General features: G+C 58.7%; 16 protein-coding genes. 2 read left to right on the top strand and 14 right to left on the bottom strand.

Features of this window, described 5'->3' with window-relative positions; all coding sequences use genetic code 11:
- Nucleotides 1–113: 113 nt before the first annotated feature.
- The 9 genes from ACTJKV_RS19340 to chvI all read right to left on the bottom strand — a co-directional run bounded on the left by ACTJKV_RS19340 (nt 114) and on the right by chvI (nt 10,529).
- Nucleotides 114–833 (bottom strand): nucleotidyltransferase family protein, encoded by a 720-nt coding sequence (locus ACTJKV_RS19340; protein ID WP_274103573.1) that lies wholly within the window; start codon nt 831–833, stop codon nt 114–116.
- Between the two features lie 10 nt (nt 834–843).
- A complete protein-coding gene (gene tsaE, locus ACTJKV_RS19335; RefSeq protein ID WP_274103575.1) occupies nt 844–2,361 on the bottom strand; it encodes a tRNA (adenosine(37)-N6)-threonylcarbamoyltransferase complex ATPase subunit type 1 TsaE in 1,518 nt (505 codons plus the stop codon).
- Nucleotides 2,358–4,838 carry a sensor histidine kinase gene (locus ACTJKV_RS19330; protein ID WP_274103630.1) on the bottom strand — a complete coding sequence of 827 codons (2,481 nt, stop codon included), beginning with the start codon at nt 4,836–4,838 and terminating at the stop codon, nt 2,358–2,360. Before ACTJKV_RS19330 ends, tsaE begins: the two co-directional genes overlap by 4 nt.
- Before the next feature lie 309 nt (nt 4,839–5,147).
- Nucleotides 5,148–6,548 carry an adenosylhomocysteinase gene (gene ahcY / locus ACTJKV_RS19325; protein ID WP_112519304.1) on the bottom strand — a complete coding sequence of 467 codons (1,401 nt, stop codon included), beginning with the start codon at nt 6,546–6,548 and terminating at the stop codon, nt 5,148–5,150.
- Nucleotides 6,549–6,678: 130 nt separating this feature from the next.
- The gene (locus ACTJKV_RS19320; protein WP_062424668.1) at nt 6,679–6,954 is read right to left on the bottom strand and encodes an HPr family phosphocarrier protein; all 276 of its coding nucleotides are present in this window, start codon (nt 6,952–6,954) and stop codon (nt 6,679–6,681) included.
- A gap of 14 nt (nt 6,955–6,968) precedes the next feature.
- Complete coding sequence (locus ACTJKV_RS19315) at nt 6,969–7,370, bottom strand: PTS sugar transporter subunit IIA (RefSeq protein WP_062424667.1); 402 nt, start codon at nt 7,368–7,370, stop codon at nt 6,969–6,971.
- Nucleotides 7,371–7,516: 146 nt separating this feature from the next.
- Entirely contained in the window at nt 7,517–7,981 is a 465-nt protein-coding gene (locus ACTJKV_RS19310) for an HPr kinase/phosphorylase (RefSeq protein ID WP_274103579.1), read from the bottom strand.
- Nucleotides 7,971–9,761, bottom strand: coding sequence for a sensor histidine kinase (locus ACTJKV_RS19305; protein ID WP_062444619.1), 1,791 nt, complete (start codon nt 9,759–9,761; stop codon nt 7,971–7,973). Before ACTJKV_RS19305 ends, ACTJKV_RS19310 begins: the two co-directional genes overlap by 11 nt.
- Before the next feature lie 42 nt (nt 9,762–9,803).
- Entirely contained in the window at nt 9,804–10,529 is a 726-nt protein-coding gene (gene chvI, locus ACTJKV_RS19300; RefSeq protein WP_062444621.1) for a two-component system response regulator ChvI, read from the bottom strand.
- A 340-nt stretch (nt 10,530–10,869) separates the two neighbouring features.
- Between chvI and ACTJKV_RS19295 the strand changes: the two genes are divergently transcribed.
- Nucleotides 10,870–12,480, top strand: coding sequence for a phosphoenolpyruvate carboxykinase (locus ACTJKV_RS19295; protein ID WP_062444623.1), 1,611 nt, complete (start codon nt 10,870–10,872; stop codon nt 12,478–12,480).
- Between the two features lie 206 nt (nt 12,481–12,686).
- Nucleotides 12,687–13,121 carry an alternative ribosome rescue aminoacyl-tRNA hydrolase ArfB gene (gene arfB / locus ACTJKV_RS19290; protein ID WP_440599347.1) on the top strand — a complete coding sequence of 145 codons (435 nt, stop codon included), beginning with the start codon at nt 12,687–12,689 and terminating at the stop codon, nt 13,119–13,121.
- Nucleotides 13,122–13,161: 40 nt separating this feature from the next.
- On the opposite strand, the gene coaA is transcribed toward arfB, so the two are convergent.
- The 5 genes from coaA to hisH are packed head-to-tail and all read right to left on the bottom strand — an operon-like array spanning nt 13,162 to nt 16,663.
- Complete coding sequence (coaA, locus tag ACTJKV_RS19285; RefSeq protein WP_274103631.1) at nt 13,162–14,154, bottom strand: type I pantothenate kinase; 993 nt, start codon at nt 14,152–14,154, stop codon at nt 13,162–13,164.
- 5 nt (nt 14,155–14,159) lie between these two features.
- On the bottom strand, nt 14,160–14,483 hold the full coding sequence (locus ACTJKV_RS19280; RefSeq protein ID WP_274103590.1) for a phosphoribosyl-ATP diphosphatase: 324 nt from the start codon (nt 14,481–14,483) through the stop codon (nt 14,160–14,162).
- Nucleotides 14,484–14,503: 20 nt separating this feature from the next.
- Entirely contained in the window at nt 14,504–15,280 is a 777-nt protein-coding gene (hisF, locus tag ACTJKV_RS19275; protein ID WP_274103591.1) for an imidazole glycerol phosphate synthase subunit HisF, read from the bottom strand.
- Nucleotides 15,277–16,011 carry a 1-(5-phosphoribosyl)-5-[(5-phosphoribosylamino)methylideneamino]imidazole-4-carboxamide isomerase gene (gene hisA / locus ACTJKV_RS19270; RefSeq protein WP_062424659.1) on the bottom strand — a complete coding sequence of 245 codons (735 nt, stop codon included), beginning with the start codon at nt 16,009–16,011 and terminating at the stop codon, nt 15,277–15,279. Before hisA ends, hisF begins: the two co-directional genes overlap by 4 nt.
- 1 nt (nt 16,012) lies before the next feature.
- A complete protein-coding gene (gene hisH, locus ACTJKV_RS19265) occupies nt 16,013–16,663 on the bottom strand; it encodes an imidazole glycerol phosphate synthase subunit HisH (protein WP_440599346.1) in 651 nt (216 codons plus the stop codon).
- Nucleotide 16,664 lies beyond the last annotated feature (1 nt).

Raw genomic sequence — 16,664 nt, 5'->3', positions numbered from 1 at the left:
CTTCTCAAGGATGACAACATCCGCCCGAAAACCGGATCGATTTTCGGAAAGCACGATGCGTCGATTCAAAGCGTTAGAACGTCCTTTGTGCGTCCTGAGGGACGCACAGCGCTCTAAACGGAAGCAATGGTTCGCTCCGCATCCTCTATAGCATCCGGTGTGCCGACGGTAATCCATTGACCGTCGAGCATCACGCCATAAAGCCGTTTTTTCGCAATGGCGCGGTCGAAATAGATGTTGAGATTGAAGGCATCAGCCGGTGCATCCTCAAGCAGGCGCGAATCCATGGCGATCGCGCCAGCGTAAACCACCGGACGTGGCTCGCCCTCCTGATACCGGGTCAGGCGCCCATCCTCTGCAAAATTGAAATCCTTTTTGCCGTTATGTCCGGTGGTGCGGTCCATATCGACGCAAAGCATCGCCATATCCATGCGCGCAGGATCGAAACCCTCCGCGAGTTTCTGCAGATTGGTGGGACGGCCGGATGTTTCCCCGACCCAGAACAGATCGGCATTCATCACCAGCACAGGTCCTGGCGCCAGCAGCTTCAAACCCTTGGCGAGACCGCCACCGGAATTCAAGAGCTCGGCCCGCTCATCGGAAATCAGGACCTCAAGATCCTTGCGGCCTTCAAGATGCGCGATCATCTGATCCGCATGATGATGGACGTTGATCGACACGGTTTCGACGCCCGCCGCCACCAGAAGATCGAGCACATAATCGATCATCGGCTTGCCAGCGATTTTGACCAGCGGCTTGGGGATCGTGTCGGTGATCGGGCGCATTCGAGTGCCGAGACCTGCTGCCAGAACCATCGCTTGTCTGATCGTCATGGGAAACGCTTTACTGAGAGTTGAGGTCTATGCCCGCCCGCGCAAACCAGTCCCGCAGCGGCGCAAGGTCGGGATGTTCCAGCGCAGCGCGCATATAGGTGAAGGTGCGCGGCATATGCTTCATATAGCCCGGCTTGCCATCGCGCTTCAAAAGGCGAACCCAGGCGCCGACCAGCTTGCAATTGCGTTGTGCCGCCATGATGGCGAAGGCTTTGAGAAATACCTCTTCATCGAAGGCAGGGTTCTTTCGGCGGATATCGAAATACCGCTCCATCATTCGCGCCTGCAGTTCAGGCGGGATTGTCACCCGCGCATCCTGCACCAAAGACGCCAGATCATAGGCCGTTGGGCCGATCATCGCATCCTGGAAGTCGATGATGCCCACCTGCTGCGGCGCTGGTTTGTCCTGCTGCCAGATGATGTTCGGCGAGTGGAAGTCGCGCAAGACAAGCCCGGTTTCCACATCGGCAAGCTTGGCGATCAACTGATCCCAGACGGCGAAAAAATCCTGCCGCTTGGCGTCGTCGGTCGGCTTGCCGTCATGCATGTGCGGCAGATACCAGTCCAGCAGCAACGAGGTCTCGACCTTCATTGCATCGGCATCGAAGCGCGGAATCTCATAGCGCCCACCATCCGGCAGGCCGATCGTTGCGGGCATCGGCTTTTCGTGCAGCGCCGCCAGACAGGCAGCACTCTCGATATAGCGCTCCTCAATGGGCGCCCTATTGGCATCCAGAACGCCTGCGCGTCCCATATCGCTCAAAAGTAGGATGCCTTCATCCATGTCGCGCGCCAGGATTTCCGGCAGCGCAAAGCCTTCGCTTCGGAGATGGAGATCAAGAGCAACGAACGGCTCGACGGTACGTGCAAGGTGCACGATCTCCGAATAGGATTTGCCATTGTGAAGAGCGGGGCCGGGCGGCTGTGGCTGCCAGTCCATCAACAGATATTGGCTGTCGTCATCGCGCACCAGCTCATAGGTGCGATAGGCAGCATCACCACTGAAATAGCGCCGAATCGCGCCTGTCTTACCATTCCGCTCCAGAAAGCGGCGAATGGCGAAAACCCGTTCAAGCCGCTCTAGGTGACGCCGGGATGCCTCGATCACAGCACGCCGACCGTCTCCCTCTTGTGTGAGGCGCAACAGGATGGTCGATGCTTTAGGCAGCACCTCGCTTGCCATCTCCGGCCACTCGATCAGGCACACGCCGTCGGACAGCATCTCGTCGATCCCGAGTTCATCCAGCTCCGACACGTCGGAGAGACGATAAAGATCGAGATGCGCGACGGGAAAGCGAAGCGCGTAGGATTGGACGATGGTAAATGTCGGGCTCGGTACTTCGAGCTCGGCATCGTCGGCGATTGCCCGGATCAAAGCCCGCGCCAGGGTCGATTTCCCAGCCCCAAGATCGCCCACCAGCGCAATGGCATCGCCCGGCTTGACGGCAAGTGCCAACTCCTCGCCAAGCCGGATCGTCTCGGCCTCATTTGCAAGGAAGAGCGAGAGGGAAAGCGTCTCGTCACTCATTCGGCAGCAATGGACTGCGGCTGGTCATGCGAAGGAATGCGGCAGGTCACTACCGTGCCTTCACCGGGGCGGCTGTCGAGCGTAACGGTGCCCTGATGCAGGCTGACGAAGCTCTCAACGATGGAGAGGCCGAGGCCAGCGCCCGTGCGTCGACCGCCCTGGCCGCGTGTGGAGAAGCGGTCGAAGACCGTCTTCAGCATGTCTTCGGGAATGCCGGGGCCTTGATCTGCAACCGAAAAGACGAAATCGCCTTCGCTTCTCTGGCAGGTCAGGCGGATCGCCGAACCTTCCGGCGAGAAGTTGACCGCATTGGTCAGAAGCTTCAGCAGGATCTGCTTCAGCCGCTGGTGATCGGCAACGATGGAACCAAGATGCGCAGGCGCAACGATCTCGAGCGAAACGCCGCTTTCCTGCAGACGATCGGTGATCTGCACCGCCACATCGTCGAGAAGCTCATTCAGATCGTTCTCGGCGTAATTCAGATGCATGATGCCGGCATCGACGGTTGCCAGATCGAGAATGTCGTTGACGATCGTCAGCAGCACCGACGACGAGGTCGAAATATGGTCGAGATACTCGGCCTGACGATCGTTCAGTTCGCCCATACCGGGCGTCTTCAGAAGATCGGTAAAGCCGATGATATTGGTGAGCGGCGAACGCAGTTCGTAAGACACGTGCTGGACGAAGTCGTTCTTCAGTTCGTCTGCCTTGCGCAGCGCCTCGTTCTTTTCCTTGAGCGCCCGTTCGGCGCGCACACTGTCGGTCATGTTGACGAAGGTCAGCATGGTCTGCGCGTCGGGCAGTGGGATGACGGCATAATCGAGCACGAGACCGGAAAGAAGTTCCAGCGTTCCTTGCTTGGAAGGACGCTCGTCGTCGAAACTGGTGATGAATTGCGCAAAAGCACGCCAGCCATCCGGCTTCTCGTAGGATTGCGCGCAGACCGCTTCGATGGAGCGAATGTGCTTGCCGGCTTCGGCCTCTTCCGCCGTGATCGCCCAGAGCGCGCGGAACGCCGGGTTCGACAAGCGAATACGACCGTCGGCGCCGAACACGGCAACGCCTTCTGCCAGGTGATCGATGGTCTCGCCCTGAACCTTGACCAGCGTGTTGTAACGCATCTGAAGATCGACCTGTTCGGTCAGGTTCTCGAACACCCAGGTCGCGCCGCCTTGCGGATGCGCGGTGGCAATCACACGCAGCGTCTGCCCGTTCGGCAGGTGCCAGAGATCGGTCTTGGTATCCAGCGCGCGATAGACGGAGAGTGCCGTCTCTTTCCAGCTCTTCCAACTGAGTTGCTCCGGCAGCTTTCCGGCACTGCGCAGACGATCGAGAAGCTCGGAATTGCCGGGCTTCGATTCCAGGAAGACAAGGTCGAGGCCCCATAGGCGGGCGAAGGCCTGATTGTAGAACTGCAGGCGCTGCTCGCCGTCGAAGATGGCGACGGGCGTTCCCAGATGATCGAGCGTCTCCGCGTGGCTTTTGAGCGTGCGTTTCAACTCTTCACGGATGGTTTCAGCATCGGACGCGTCGATCGCGATGCCGGCAGAGCCATTTGGCGTCTTGATATCGACCACATCGAAGAAGGTGCGGTTGCCGGAAACCACTGTGGAGATCCGGTCATGATAGGGCGATTCCGGCGTGGCCGTGGCCCGGATCTTCTGCCGTGTCACCGTGTTCAGCAATTCGCGCTGTTCGTTGACGGCCTGCTGCGGCGTCGTCGCATCGACGGCAATCGCATAGGCATGATTCACCCAGATGAGCGCGCCTTCGTTGTTTCGGCGCCAGGCTGGCTGCTCGATCGAATCGAGAAGCTCCTGGAAGGTGGACATGGAGGAAAGCAGGCGCTCGCGCTCCACTCTCAACTCCGCCAATTCGGCACGCATATTGTTCAAGGCAATGAAACGGGCGAATGCCTTACCGCCGGACACGCGTCCCTGAACCTCGATGACTTCTCCGCGCTGCGTTTCGATCGTCAGATCGAAACTCTGCGCCCGGCTGCGCAGCAGCTCGATTGCCTTCTCCAGCGGTGCTGCCGACGTAGGGCGCAGCCAGCGGCCAAAGGCCAGAAAGTCGGAATCGGCAGCCGGCACGCCGGTTTCGGGCGGCAACTGTCCGACGAATTCAGGACGTTCGCCGGTATCTTCCCAGATGACGATCCGGCGCGACTTGTCGGAAATCAGCGCCTCGTATTTGGAAATCTTGTTCTGCGCTTCGGACAGCGCCGTGCGGTATTCATTGACCTCGGCTTCGATGTTCCCGCGCTGGCGCACCAGCCAGACGATGGAAAACAGGGTCGCGGAGACGACGCCGATGAAGATCGAATAGGCGATGGTCTCGCTGGACGAGAACAGGCGTGCACTTCGTTGGAGGAGCGCACCATCCTGAGCCTCGGCAACGGTGGCAAAGCCGCTGAGTGTCGTTCCAGCCATCAACGCGGAGACCGCGCAGAACTTTCGGCGCAGGGCGCCTGCCATGGTGGTCAGAGAGCCGCGCAATCGTTCAAGAACGGGCGCCTCGTCGCTGCCCGTCTCCACGTTCTTTTTCGCCCGCTGGCGCGAGTTCGCTTTTTTTACCGACATCCCCGGTCTGTCTCCGTCCTATGTGCCGCATCTTCGACAAGACATCCCATTTTCGCACGGGCATCCGCCCACACGAATCAAGTCTTCAGACAATACCGTCTCAGCAAATTTCCGGGAAGGGCGGCGCCTAAAAAGAAATCGCGGACTTTGTCAAGTCCGCGATGCCTAGATGTGGTGTATTTGATGTTGATATTAACTATGAAATCAATATCTGTAGTGTTCTGCCTTGAACGGACCCGTCTTCGAGACGCCGATATAATCTGCCTGCGTGTCGGAAAGTTCGGTCAGCTTTACGCCGAGCTTCTCAAGGTGAAGGCGCGCGACCTTTTCATCGAGGTGCTTCGGCAGCACGTAAACGTCGTTCTTGTACTCGCCCTGCTTGGTGAAGAGTTCAATCTGGCCGAGCACCTGGTTGGTGAACGAGGCCGACATGACGAAGGAAGGGTGACCGGTCGCATTGCCGAGGTTCAGCAGGCGGCCTTCCGACAGAAGGATCATGCGGTTGCCCTTGGCGAACTCGATCATGTCGACCTGCGGCTTGATGTTGGTCCACTTCAGGTTCTTCAGCGAAGCGACCTGAATTTCGTTGTCGAAGTGACCGATATTGCCGACGATCGCCATGTCCTTCATCTCGCGCATATGCTCGATGCGGATGACGTCCTTGTTGCCGGTGGTGGTGATGAAGATGTCTGCCGAAGACACGACGTCTTCGAGGCGAACGACTTCGAAACCGTCCATGGCGGCCTGAAGCGCGCAGATCGGATCGATTTCGGTGACCTTGACGCGGGCGCCAGCGCCCTGAAGCGAAGCAGCAGAACCCTTGCCGACATCGCCGTAGCCGCAGACGACGGCAACCTTGCCGGCCATCATCACGTCGGTGGCGCGACGGATACCGTCAACCAGCGATTCCTTGCAGCCATACTTGTTGTCGAACTTCGACTTGGTGACGCTGTCATTGACGTTGATTGCCGGGAAGGGGAGAAGACCCTTCTTGCTGAGGTCATAGAGACGATGAACGCCTGTCGTGGTTTCTTCGGTCACGCCCTTGATCGCGTCACGCTGCTTGGTGAACCAGCCTGGCGAAGCCTGAAGGCGCTTCTTGATCTGTGCGACAAGAATTTCTTCTTCTTCCGAGCCTGGGTTCGACAGAACGTCTTCGCCAGCTTCGGCGCGTGCACCGAGCAGGATGTACATGGTGGCGTCGCCACCGTCATCCAGGATCATGTTGGAGAGACCACCATCGGTCCACTGGAAGATCTTGTCGGTATATTCCCAATATTCGGTCAGGCTCTCACCCTTGACGGCGAAGACCGGAATGCCGGCGGCCGCGATGGCTGCAGCAGCGTGATCCTGCGTCGAGAAGATGTTGCAGGACGCCCAACGGATGTCGGCGCCGAGTTCCTTCAGGGTTTCGATCAGAACGGCTGTCTGGATCGTCATGTGGAGCGAACCGGAGATACGAGCGCCCTTCAGCGGCTTGCTCTGACCGAATTCGCTGCGGCAGGCCATCAGGCCCGGCATTTCGGTTTCGGCAATGTCCAGTTCCTTGCGGCCGTAGTCGGCAAGGTTGATATCCGCGACGATGTAGTCTTTGTCAGCGCTCATAAAGATCTCCTGCTCAAAAATGGCAGGGACCCGTGCCGCTGCCTTGCAATTCAGGCTGCGGTTCTAACAGGCAATCGCCGATCTGGCAATAATCATATAAAGAAGTCTTTATGTCTTTATATGATGGTTATCAAAGTTCTTCGCCGAACCGATCCGCAACCAGCGCCTCGAGTGCTGCAAGCGCTTCTTCCGCCTGATTGCCGCTTGCTTCGACAAAAACCGTGCATCCGGGGCTTGCCGCCAGCATCATCAGACCCATGATCGAGGTGCCGCCGACCGTCATACCGTCCTTCGAAACGCTGATGGCTGCGTCGAACTTTTCCACCATCTGCACGAATTTTGCAGAGGCGCGCGCGTGCAGGCCGCGCTTGTTGACGATCAGCAGTTCCTTCGACAGTGAGGACATGATGCGTGTTCTTCTTATTTGCCGCTGAGAACGCGGCTGGCGACGTTGATATATTTGCGACCGGCATCGGAAGACTCCTGCAGAGCCTTGTCCATGTTGTCTTCGCTGCGAATACCGGCAAGCTTGATCAACATGGGTAGATTGACGCCGGCAATCACTTCAACGGTGCCGCTGCTCATCACCGAGATGGCGAGGTTGGACGGCGTTCCGCCAAACATGTCTGTGAGGATGATGACGCCATTGCCGTCATTGGCGCGTGTCACGGCATCGATGATATCCTGCCGACGCTGATCCATGTCGTCCTCGGGACCAATCGATACGGTCTCGATCAACTTCTGAGGACCGACCACATGCTCTACCGCGTGACGAAATTCCTCAGCCAGCTTGCCATGAGTGACAAGCACTAGTCCGATCATGAAATGCTCCCTTACACACGCACTTTGCCACCTGGACTTGCGTCTGGTGTGCCGCCCTATCGCAATGCCGCAAACCTGTCCATCGGTGGGACGACATCTTGATGAGGAAAATGGGAAGCGCAAGCCCCCAAACAGGGGATTTTTGTTCACTTTCCCTTGGCTTTGAACAGATTTTGAGCAAGTGCAGCAAATTTTCCATAGGGCGTGATGCTGGAAAGCGGAATCCGGATGAGCGGTAGCCTGTTGCCGGTCGGCAAATCCAGCCATTCATTCTTCGGCGGGAGGCGAGGGGACTGCGGGTGTGCAACAGGCGTTACGGCATAGTCGATCGTTGCCGATTTGATGCTCTGAAGTTCGACGATGCCGCTGCCGCGCAGTTCCAGAAGCCCGGCGATGCTCTCCGGCCGTTCGACAAGAACGCGTCCATCTTGAGACGACATCAGAACCTGATCGTCCGCCACGAGCGCCGCCGGCAAGCCGCAACGCTGTGCTTCTGTCAGGAAGCTGAAGGCAAGCTCGCTTTTGCCGCTGCCGGAGGGCCCAACGAACAACATGCCCGTTTCGTCAATGACGATTGCAGTTGCATGGTAGTTGATGCGGTCAGCGCTCATGCGTCGGGGCGGCAGGAAGCGACAGGGTGAAGCGGGCGCCGGAGATCACACCATATTTGTCGATGATGTTTTCCGCCTTCAGCGTACCGCCATGCGCCTCGGCAATCTGGCGGCTGATCGAGAGGCCAAGACCGGAATTCTGGCCGAAACCTTCGCTGGCCGGGCGGTCGGTGTAGAAGCGCTCAAAAATACGGTCGATATCTTCAGCCTGGATGCCGGGACCATTGTCCTCGACGCGGACCAGGCAGCGATCCTTGTGCCGCAGCAGGTGCACGAAGATGCGCCCGCCATCCTGCGAAACGAAGGAGCGGGCGTTTTCGATCAGGTTGGTGACGATCTGGCCAAGCCGGAGATCGTGGCCGTTAACGACATAGCTGGTCTTTACGCCAGGCTTGTGGTCGGCCACATAATCGATCGTGACCGTCTTCTTCTTGCTGGAAATCTGTCGCGAGATTTCGACAAGACCATTCAGCAAGACCTCAAGATCGACGGGCGAGGAATCGGCGCGCGCCAGTTCCGCGTCGAGACGCGAAGCATCGGAAATGTCGCTGATCAGGCGATCGAGACGGCGAACATCGTGGAAGATGATTTCGGTAAGGCGCTGCTTTGATTCTTCCGTCTTGGCACGCGGCAGCGTTTCCACCGCGCTGCGCAGCGAGGTCAACGGGTTCTTCAACTCGTGGCTGACATCGGCCGCAAAGCTCTCGATCGCGTCGATCCGGTCGTAAAGGGCGTTGGTCATTTCGCGAAGTGCAATTGAGAGGTTGCCGATCTCGTCCTGACGCGCGGAGAAGTCCGGAATTTCCTCACGCGCCTTGGCGCCACGGCGCACGCGGATCGCGGCAGCCGAGAGACGGCGAAGCGGTGTGGCAATGGTGGAGGAAAGAAGCAGCGACAGAACGATATTGACCAGCGTCGCAATGCCGAAGACGCGCATGATCGCCAGACGTTCCGCATGGACGATTTTGTCGATATCGCCGGCCTGTGTCGATAGCAGCAGAACGCCAAGCACCGCGCGGAAGCGTTGCACCGGAACGGCCACCGAAACGATCAGCTCACCCTTTTCCGTGACGCGCACGACCGCCCCGCGAACACCCGTCAGCGCATTCATCACTTCCGGGTAGATCGATCCGTCGCCGCCCGGCGTTTCCTTATAAAGCGGCAGGCTGCTTGGCTGCAGCATGCGGTTGAACAGGCTGGCAAACCATTCGCCCCAGGTCTGGGTTTCAGGGGTCACCGGCGGCAGGTCGTAGCGCAGAACTTGCCCGCGTGAATAGAGATGCCGGGAATCGAGAAGCAGGTTCGCATCCGCATCGAAGAGACGGGCTCGGGTGCGGGTCGGGGAAATCAGGCGGCGAAGGACCGGGGCGACACGCTCCGGATTGATCGGGAAGCTCAGGTCCTCATCATTCGGTACCGGCGTGATGCTCTGACCCGCTTGCAACTCCAGCAGCTTTTCCGGATTGATGGTGATCGAATTGGTATCGACCGAAGCCGAGGCGGAGATCGCACCGGCGATGATTTCGCCCTGCGTCAGCAGGCTTTCGACGCGCGCATCGATCAGGCCTTCGCGAAACTGGTTGAGGTAGAGAATACCACCGACCAGAACCACCGTCGCCGCGACGTTGAAGAAGAGAATACGGCGCGTCAGGCTGGAAAAGACGGCATTGCCGAAGATACGCCGGACGATCGTCAGCGGATGAATCCGGTGCCGCCGACCGCTCTCACGATCGTCGGCATCGGATGTGTCCGATGCGCTATCCTGCGTTTTGTTCAGCACGTACGTTCCTCAGCCCCGCTTACGCGGCGTCATTTCTCGGCCTCACGCCGCTTCGCGGAAGCGATAGCCCACACCGTAAAGCGTTTCAATCATGTCGAAGTCGTTGTCGACCAGCTTGAACTTCTTGCGCAGGCGCTTGATGTGGCTGTCGATGGTGCGGTCGTCGACATAGACCTGCTCGTCATAGGCGGCATCCATCAGCGCATCGCGGCTTTTGACGACGCCTGGGCGCTGTGCCAGCGAGTGCAGGATCAGGAATTCGGTGACGGTCAGTGTCACCGGCTCGCCCTTCCAGGTGCAGGTGTGGCGTTCCTGGTCCATGGCAAGCTGTCCGCGTTCCAGCGTTCTGGCGGCCTGATCGGCAGCGATCTTCATGGGGCTTGCGCCGGTCGCCGCTGCTTCACGGCTGCTGGCGCGGCGCAGGATCGCCTTGACGCGCTCCACCAGAAGGCGCTGCGAAAAAGGCTTGGTGATGAAATCGTCGGCGCCCATCTTCAGGCCGAACAGCTCGTCGATTTCCTCATCCTTGGAGGTGAGGAAGATGACGGGAAGGTCCGACTTCTGCCGAAGGCGACGCAACAGTTCCATGCCGTCCATGCGCGGCATCTTGATATCGAAGATCGCCAGCTGCGGCGGGCGTGCAATTAGCCCGTCAAGGGCGGAGGCGCCGTCGGTATACGTTTCGACCTTATAGCCTTCCGCTTCGAGCGCGATCGACACCGATGTCAGGATATTACGGTCGTCGTCTACAAGCGCAATCGTCTGCATTAAATTGGTCTCCATCGTCATTTGCAATCTATGCTCCCGACATTCACCCCAGCCTAGGTTGTGCGCCGCGAACACGTCTCATGAGTATAAAGGTGGAACAAATTGTGGCAAAGACCAAGCCCCACGATCGGAGAGCTTTGCAGCAGGATATTCCAGCAGAGACTAAGAGTCCGGATTTGCAGCGTGGCTAAACCGATTTAAAAAGGAATAAAATCTTTTAAATCGATTAATATATTGAAATTGTTGAATATTTTTCGTGCGGCATCTTGCCAATCCTGTTTGTTGCCGTTAGCTTCACTGAAAATTTGAACGGCTCGCATTCAGAAAAAGGGAACGCGCCATGAAAGAACTCGGAGTACACAATCCAGAAAACGGAGTGGCTGCACTCGGTCTGGGCGGAGCCGCTGTTGTACATTACAACCTCATCGAGAGTGAGTTGTACGAAGAATCGATCCGCAACGGCGAGGCGGACATTACCGTTGATGGCGCTCTGCGCGCCGTGACCGGTCAGCACACCGGCCGTTCTCCGAAGGACAAATTCGTGGTGCGCGATGCCCACACGGAAAATGCGATCTGGTGGGACAACAACAAGCCGCTGTCGCCTGAGCATTTCGAAATCCTGCACAAGGATATGCTCGCACATGCCGCCGGCAAGACGCTCTACGTTCAGGACCTCGTCGGCGGTGCCGATGAAGAAAATGCGCTTCCGACCCGCGTCGTGACCGAGCTCGCCTGGCACGGCCTCTTCATCCGTAACCTGCTGATCCGCCCGGCGCGCGAGAAGCTTGCTTCATTTAAGCAGAAGCTCACCATCATCAACCTGCCAAGCTTCAAGGCTGATCCTGCTCGTCACGGCGTGCGCACCGAAACGGTGATCGCCTGCGACCTGACCAAGGGTATCGTCCTCATCGGTGGCACGTCCTATGCCGGCGAGAACAAGAAGTCGGTCTTCACCGTTCTCAACTACCTGCTGCCTGCCAAGGGCGTCATGCCGATGCACTGCTCGGCCAATGTCGGCCCGGATGGTGATGCCGCTGTCTTCTTCGGCCTGTCCGGCACCGGCAAGACCACGCTGTCTGCCGATCCGGCCCGTACGCTGATCGGCGACGATGAGCATGGCTGGGGCGAAGACGGCATCTTCAATTTCGAAGGCGGCTGCTACGCCAAGGCGATCAAGTTGTCGGCGGAAGCTGAGCCTGAAATCTACGCGGCAACCCGTCGCTTCGGCACGGTTCTGGAAAACGTCGTTCTCGATGAAAACCGCGTTCCGGATTTCAACGACAATTCGCTGACGGAAAATACGCGTAGCGCTTACCCGCTGCACTTCATTCCCAACGCCTCGAAGACCGGCCTTGCCGGTCATCCGAAGACGATCATCATGCTGACCGCAGACGCCTTCGGCGTGCTGCCGCCGATCGCGCGTCTGACGCCGGAACAGGCCATGTACCACTTCCTCTCCGGCTACACCGCCAAGGTCGCCGGCACGGAAAAGGGCGTGACCGAGCCGGAAGCCACCTTCTCGACCTGCTTCGGAGCTCCCTTCATGCCGCGTCATCCGACGGAATACGGCAACCTGCTGCGTGATCTGATTGCGCAGCATGGTGTGGATTGCTGGCTGGTCAACACCGGCTGGACCGGCGGTGCCTATGGCATTGGCAAGCGCATGCCTATCAAGGCTACCCGCGCGCTTCTGACCGCTGCACTGACCGGCGAGCTGAAGAACGCCCAGTTCCGCACCGACGCGAATTTCGGCTTTGCCGTACCGACTTCGCTCGAAGGCATCGACAACAGCATCCTCGACCCACGCTCGACCTGGGCCGATGGCGCTGCCTACGACGCGCAAGCCAAGAAGCTGGTCAACATGTTCGTCACGAACTTCACCAAGTTCGAAGACCACGTCGACAGCACCGTCCGTGACGCGGCTCCAGGCCTCCTGGCTGCCGCCGAATAAGCGGTCGATCTCTTCACAATACGAAACCCGGCCTCGCGCCGGGTTTTTTGTTCGAAAAAGCACGATCCTAGATTTAATGAAGATAGAGCGTCCCTTGTGCGTCTAAAACGACGCACGGCGCTCTATCAGTTCATTCCGGCGCTTGATGCGTTCTCAACTGTTTTCATTCCACCGCATCTGTGGCATCACGCCTGCCGGAGAATGACATGGCAAGCGCGCCCCTTTACATCAGCAGCAGAATAACGATTGCCGGATGGGAACTGACGGAGCAATTCGTGCTGGCTGGCGGGCCGGGCGGACAGAATGTCAACAAGGTCTCCACCGCAGTTCAACTCTTCTTCAACATCACGGCTTCTCCGTCGCTCTCGGATCGGATCAAAACCAATCTGGTCAAGCTTGGTGGGCGGCGCGTCTCGAAAGAAGGCGTGTTGATGATCGAGGCAAGCCAGTTCCGCACCCAGGAGCGGAACCGGGAAGATGCGCGGGAGCGTCTGACGGAACTGATCCTCAAGGCAGCCGAGCCGCCGCCGCCGCCGCGCAAGGCCACAAAGCCGACAAAAGGCTCTGTTGAGCGGCGACTGAAAGCAAAATCAGGCCGCTCGGATATCAAGAAGATGCGTGGCAAGCCGGGACAGGATTAAAAGCTTTGGCCGAGAAACACTCTCGGTGCATTCTCCAGACTTAGAGCTTCCTTAGCGCCACCATATCGATCAGATGGTTCTGGCCTTTTCTCAGGATGAGATCGGCACGCGGTCTCGTCGGCACGATATTTTCGCGCAGGTTCTTGAGGTTGATATTCTCCCAAAGTCCTTCTGCGATCGCGAGCGCCGCAGTTTCCGAAATCGACGCATACCGATTGAAGTAGGATGTCGGGTCTTGGAAGGCCGTCTTGCGCAGGTTCATGAAACGGTTGACGTACCAATTGTGGATGATCGTCTCGTCCGCATCGATATAGATCGAAAAATCGAAGAAGTCAGACACCATCGGCACGATGCGCCCGCCGGCTGGCAGGTTGCGCGCCTGCAGCACGTTGATGCCTTCGAAAATCAGGATGTCGGGCCGATCGACATTGGTGAACTCGCTGGGCAGGACGTCGTAGACCAGGTGCGAGTAGCGGGGCGCCTGGACGTTCGGCTGGCCCGCCTTGATGGCGGAAAGGAAGCGTAGAAGCGCGCCGATGTCGTAGCTTTCCGGAAAGCCCTTACGCTCCATAAGGTTCTCACGCCGCAAAACCTCGTTCGGGTAGAGAAACCCGTCCGTGGTGATCAGGTCGACCTTCGGGCTGGAAGGCCAGCGCGCCAGAAGCTCTTTCAGAATACGCGCCGTGGTGGATTTTCCGACCGCCACAGAGCCCGCAATGCCGATGACGAAGGGCGTCTTGTTGACGTGCTCCATGTTGAGGAAGCGGTTGCGCTGCTCGAAGAGCAGTTGCGACGCTTCCACATGGGACGAGAGCAGTCGCGAGAGCGACAGGTAGATCCGCCGAACCTCGTCGAGATCGATCGGGTCATCAAGCGATCGGAGGCGTTTCACCTCGTCGGCAGACAGCGTCAGGGGCGTATCGGCGCGAAACTTCGACCACTCCTCCGAACTGAAGAAGTGATAGGGCGAGTATTCATCCGGCCTGAAATGATCGAGCGTCGTTGGCATGCCTTGCTCCCCCCTGCGTGCCATCGTCGTCATGATTGAGGCCTTGATGCCTTTTCCTGCAATCCGGACTGACCTGTCCGTCTCTCCAACTCCGCAAAGACATCGGAGAGAGGGATATCGGCGATCTTGAGGACCACGAGAAGATGATAAAGCAGATCGGCTGCCTCGTCCGTCAGGTTCTTGCGATCCTGCGAGATCGCCGCGATCACCGTTTCGACCGCCTCTTCGCCGAGCTTCTTGGCCGCCTTGGCTTGCCCGGCGGCAAACAGCTTGGCCGTCCAGGATTGATCAGACGAGGCACTGGCGCGTTCGGCAACGATGCGCTCGAGATCGGAAAGGGAAAACCCGCTCATGCTGCTTGTCCTTTCAAAGATCAGTCGAGACGCATGGCAATGCCATGATCGGCCATATAGGCCTTGGCTTGCCCGATCGTATAGGTGCCGAAGTGGAAGATCGACGCTGCCAGAACAGCCGTCGCATGGCCTTCCTTCACGCCCTCCACCAGATCATCCAGATTTCCGACACCGCCGGAAGCGATCACCGGAACACGGACCTGATCGGCAATGGTGCGGGTCAGCGCGATGTCATAGCCGCTCTTCGTGCCGTCGCGATCCATGGAGGTGATCAGCAATTCGCCGGCGCCACGCTCGACCATCTTCACGGCAAATTCCACCGCATCGATGCCTGTCGGCTGGCGTCCGCCATGGGTAAAGATTTCCCAGCGATCGGCTTCGTCGTTGGCCGACACCTTCTTGGCATCGATGGAGACAACGATGCACTGATTGCCGAACTTGTCCGCCGCCTGGGCGACGAAATCCGGGTCTTTGACCGCTGCCGAATTGATCGACACTTTGTCGGCACCGCAAAGCAGAAGCTTGCGAATATCCGACACGGCACGAACGCCGCCCCCCACTGTCACCGGCATGAAGCAGTGATCGGCGGTGCGTGACACCACATCGAAAATCGTTTCGCGATTGTCGGAAGAGGCGGTGATGTCGAGAAAGCAAAGCTCATCGGCACCGGCCGCATCATAGGCTTTCGCCGCCTCGACCGGATCGCCGGCATCGATCAGATCGACGAAGTTCACGCCCTTGACGACGCGACCGTCTTTGACGTCAAGGCAGGGGATAATGCGTGCTTTGAGTGTCATGCCCGTGCCTCCTTGATCAGCGCCAGTGCCTCTGCCGGATCGATACGTCCGTCATAGAGCGCGCGCCCGGAAATGGCGCCTTCCAGCTTTGCCGCATCCGGCTCAAGCATGCGCTTGATATCGTCGATGGAGGCAAGCCCACCGGATGCGATCACCGGAATGGACACCGCATTGGCAAGCTCGAGTGTCGAGGCCCAGTTGATCCCGGCCAGAATGCCGTCACGGTCGATATCGGTGTAGATGATCGCGGCAACGCCTGCCCCTTCAAATCGCTTGGCAAGCTCGATCACGCCAAGTTCGGAGGCTTCCGCCCAGCCTTCCACCGCAACCTTGCCGCCCTTGGCATCGATTCCCACGGCAACCTGGCCGGGGAAGCGCTTGCAGGCTTCCAGAACCAGAACCGGATCACGCACCGCAACGGTGCCGAGGATGACGCGCGCGAGACCGCGGCTCAGCCAGGCCTCGATATGCTCCAGCGTGCGGATACCGCCGCCGAGCTGCACCGGGTTCCTGGTGGATTTCAAAATGGCGTCGACCGCCTCGCCATTGACGGTCTGGCCGGCAAAGGCGCCGTTCAAATCCACCACATGCAGCCACTCGAAGCCCTGGTCCTCAAAGGCCTTGGCCTGCGCGCCGGGATCGGTGTTGTAAACGGTGGCCTGCTCCATATCGCCGAGTTTCAGGCGAACGCACTGGCCGTCCTTGAGGTCGATTGCGGGAAAAAGGATCATGTCAGGGCTTCCAGCGGAGGAAATTCGAAATGAGGGCAAGACCAAGTGTCTGGCTCTTTTCCGGATGGAACTGAGCGCCAGCCATGTTGTCGCGCCCAACGAAGGCGGTCATCGCGCCACCGTAATTGGTGGTGGCGATCACGTCATTCCGGTGCTTCGCTGCCAGATGGTAGGAATGGACGAAATAGGCGTGCAAGCCGTCAGGTCCGGTCTTAATGCCATCGAGGAGCGGGTGAGGGCGGTGCAGCTCCAGCGTATTCCAGCCGATCTGCGGAATTTTGAGAGCCGGGTCAGATGGCGTCATCTCCACCACATCGCCTTCGATCCAGCTGAGCCCCTCGGTCACTGTCTTTTCAAGGCCGCGAGAGGACATGAGCTGCATGCCCACGCAGACGCCGAGGAAGGGATGACCCTTCTTCTCCACCACATCGATTAGCGCTTCATGCATGCCCGTCACCGCACCCAATCCGGCGCGGCAATCGGCATATGCGCCGACACCTGGCAGCACGATACGGTCTGCGGACGCCACGCTTTCAGGCTTGTCGGTCAGGTCGATTGTAGCGTCGATGCCGGCTTCCCGCGCCGCGCGCTCGAACGCCTTGGTCGCAGATCGAAGGTTGCCGGAGCCATAATCGATAATTGCCACACGCATA

Source organism: Agrobacterium sp. 22117, from assembly GCF_052045735.1.
Lineage (GTDB): Bacteria > Pseudomonadota > Alphaproteobacteria > Rhizobiales > Rhizobiaceae > Agrobacterium > Agrobacterium cavarae.
This window is presented reverse-complemented; position numbering and strand designations above follow the sequence as displayed.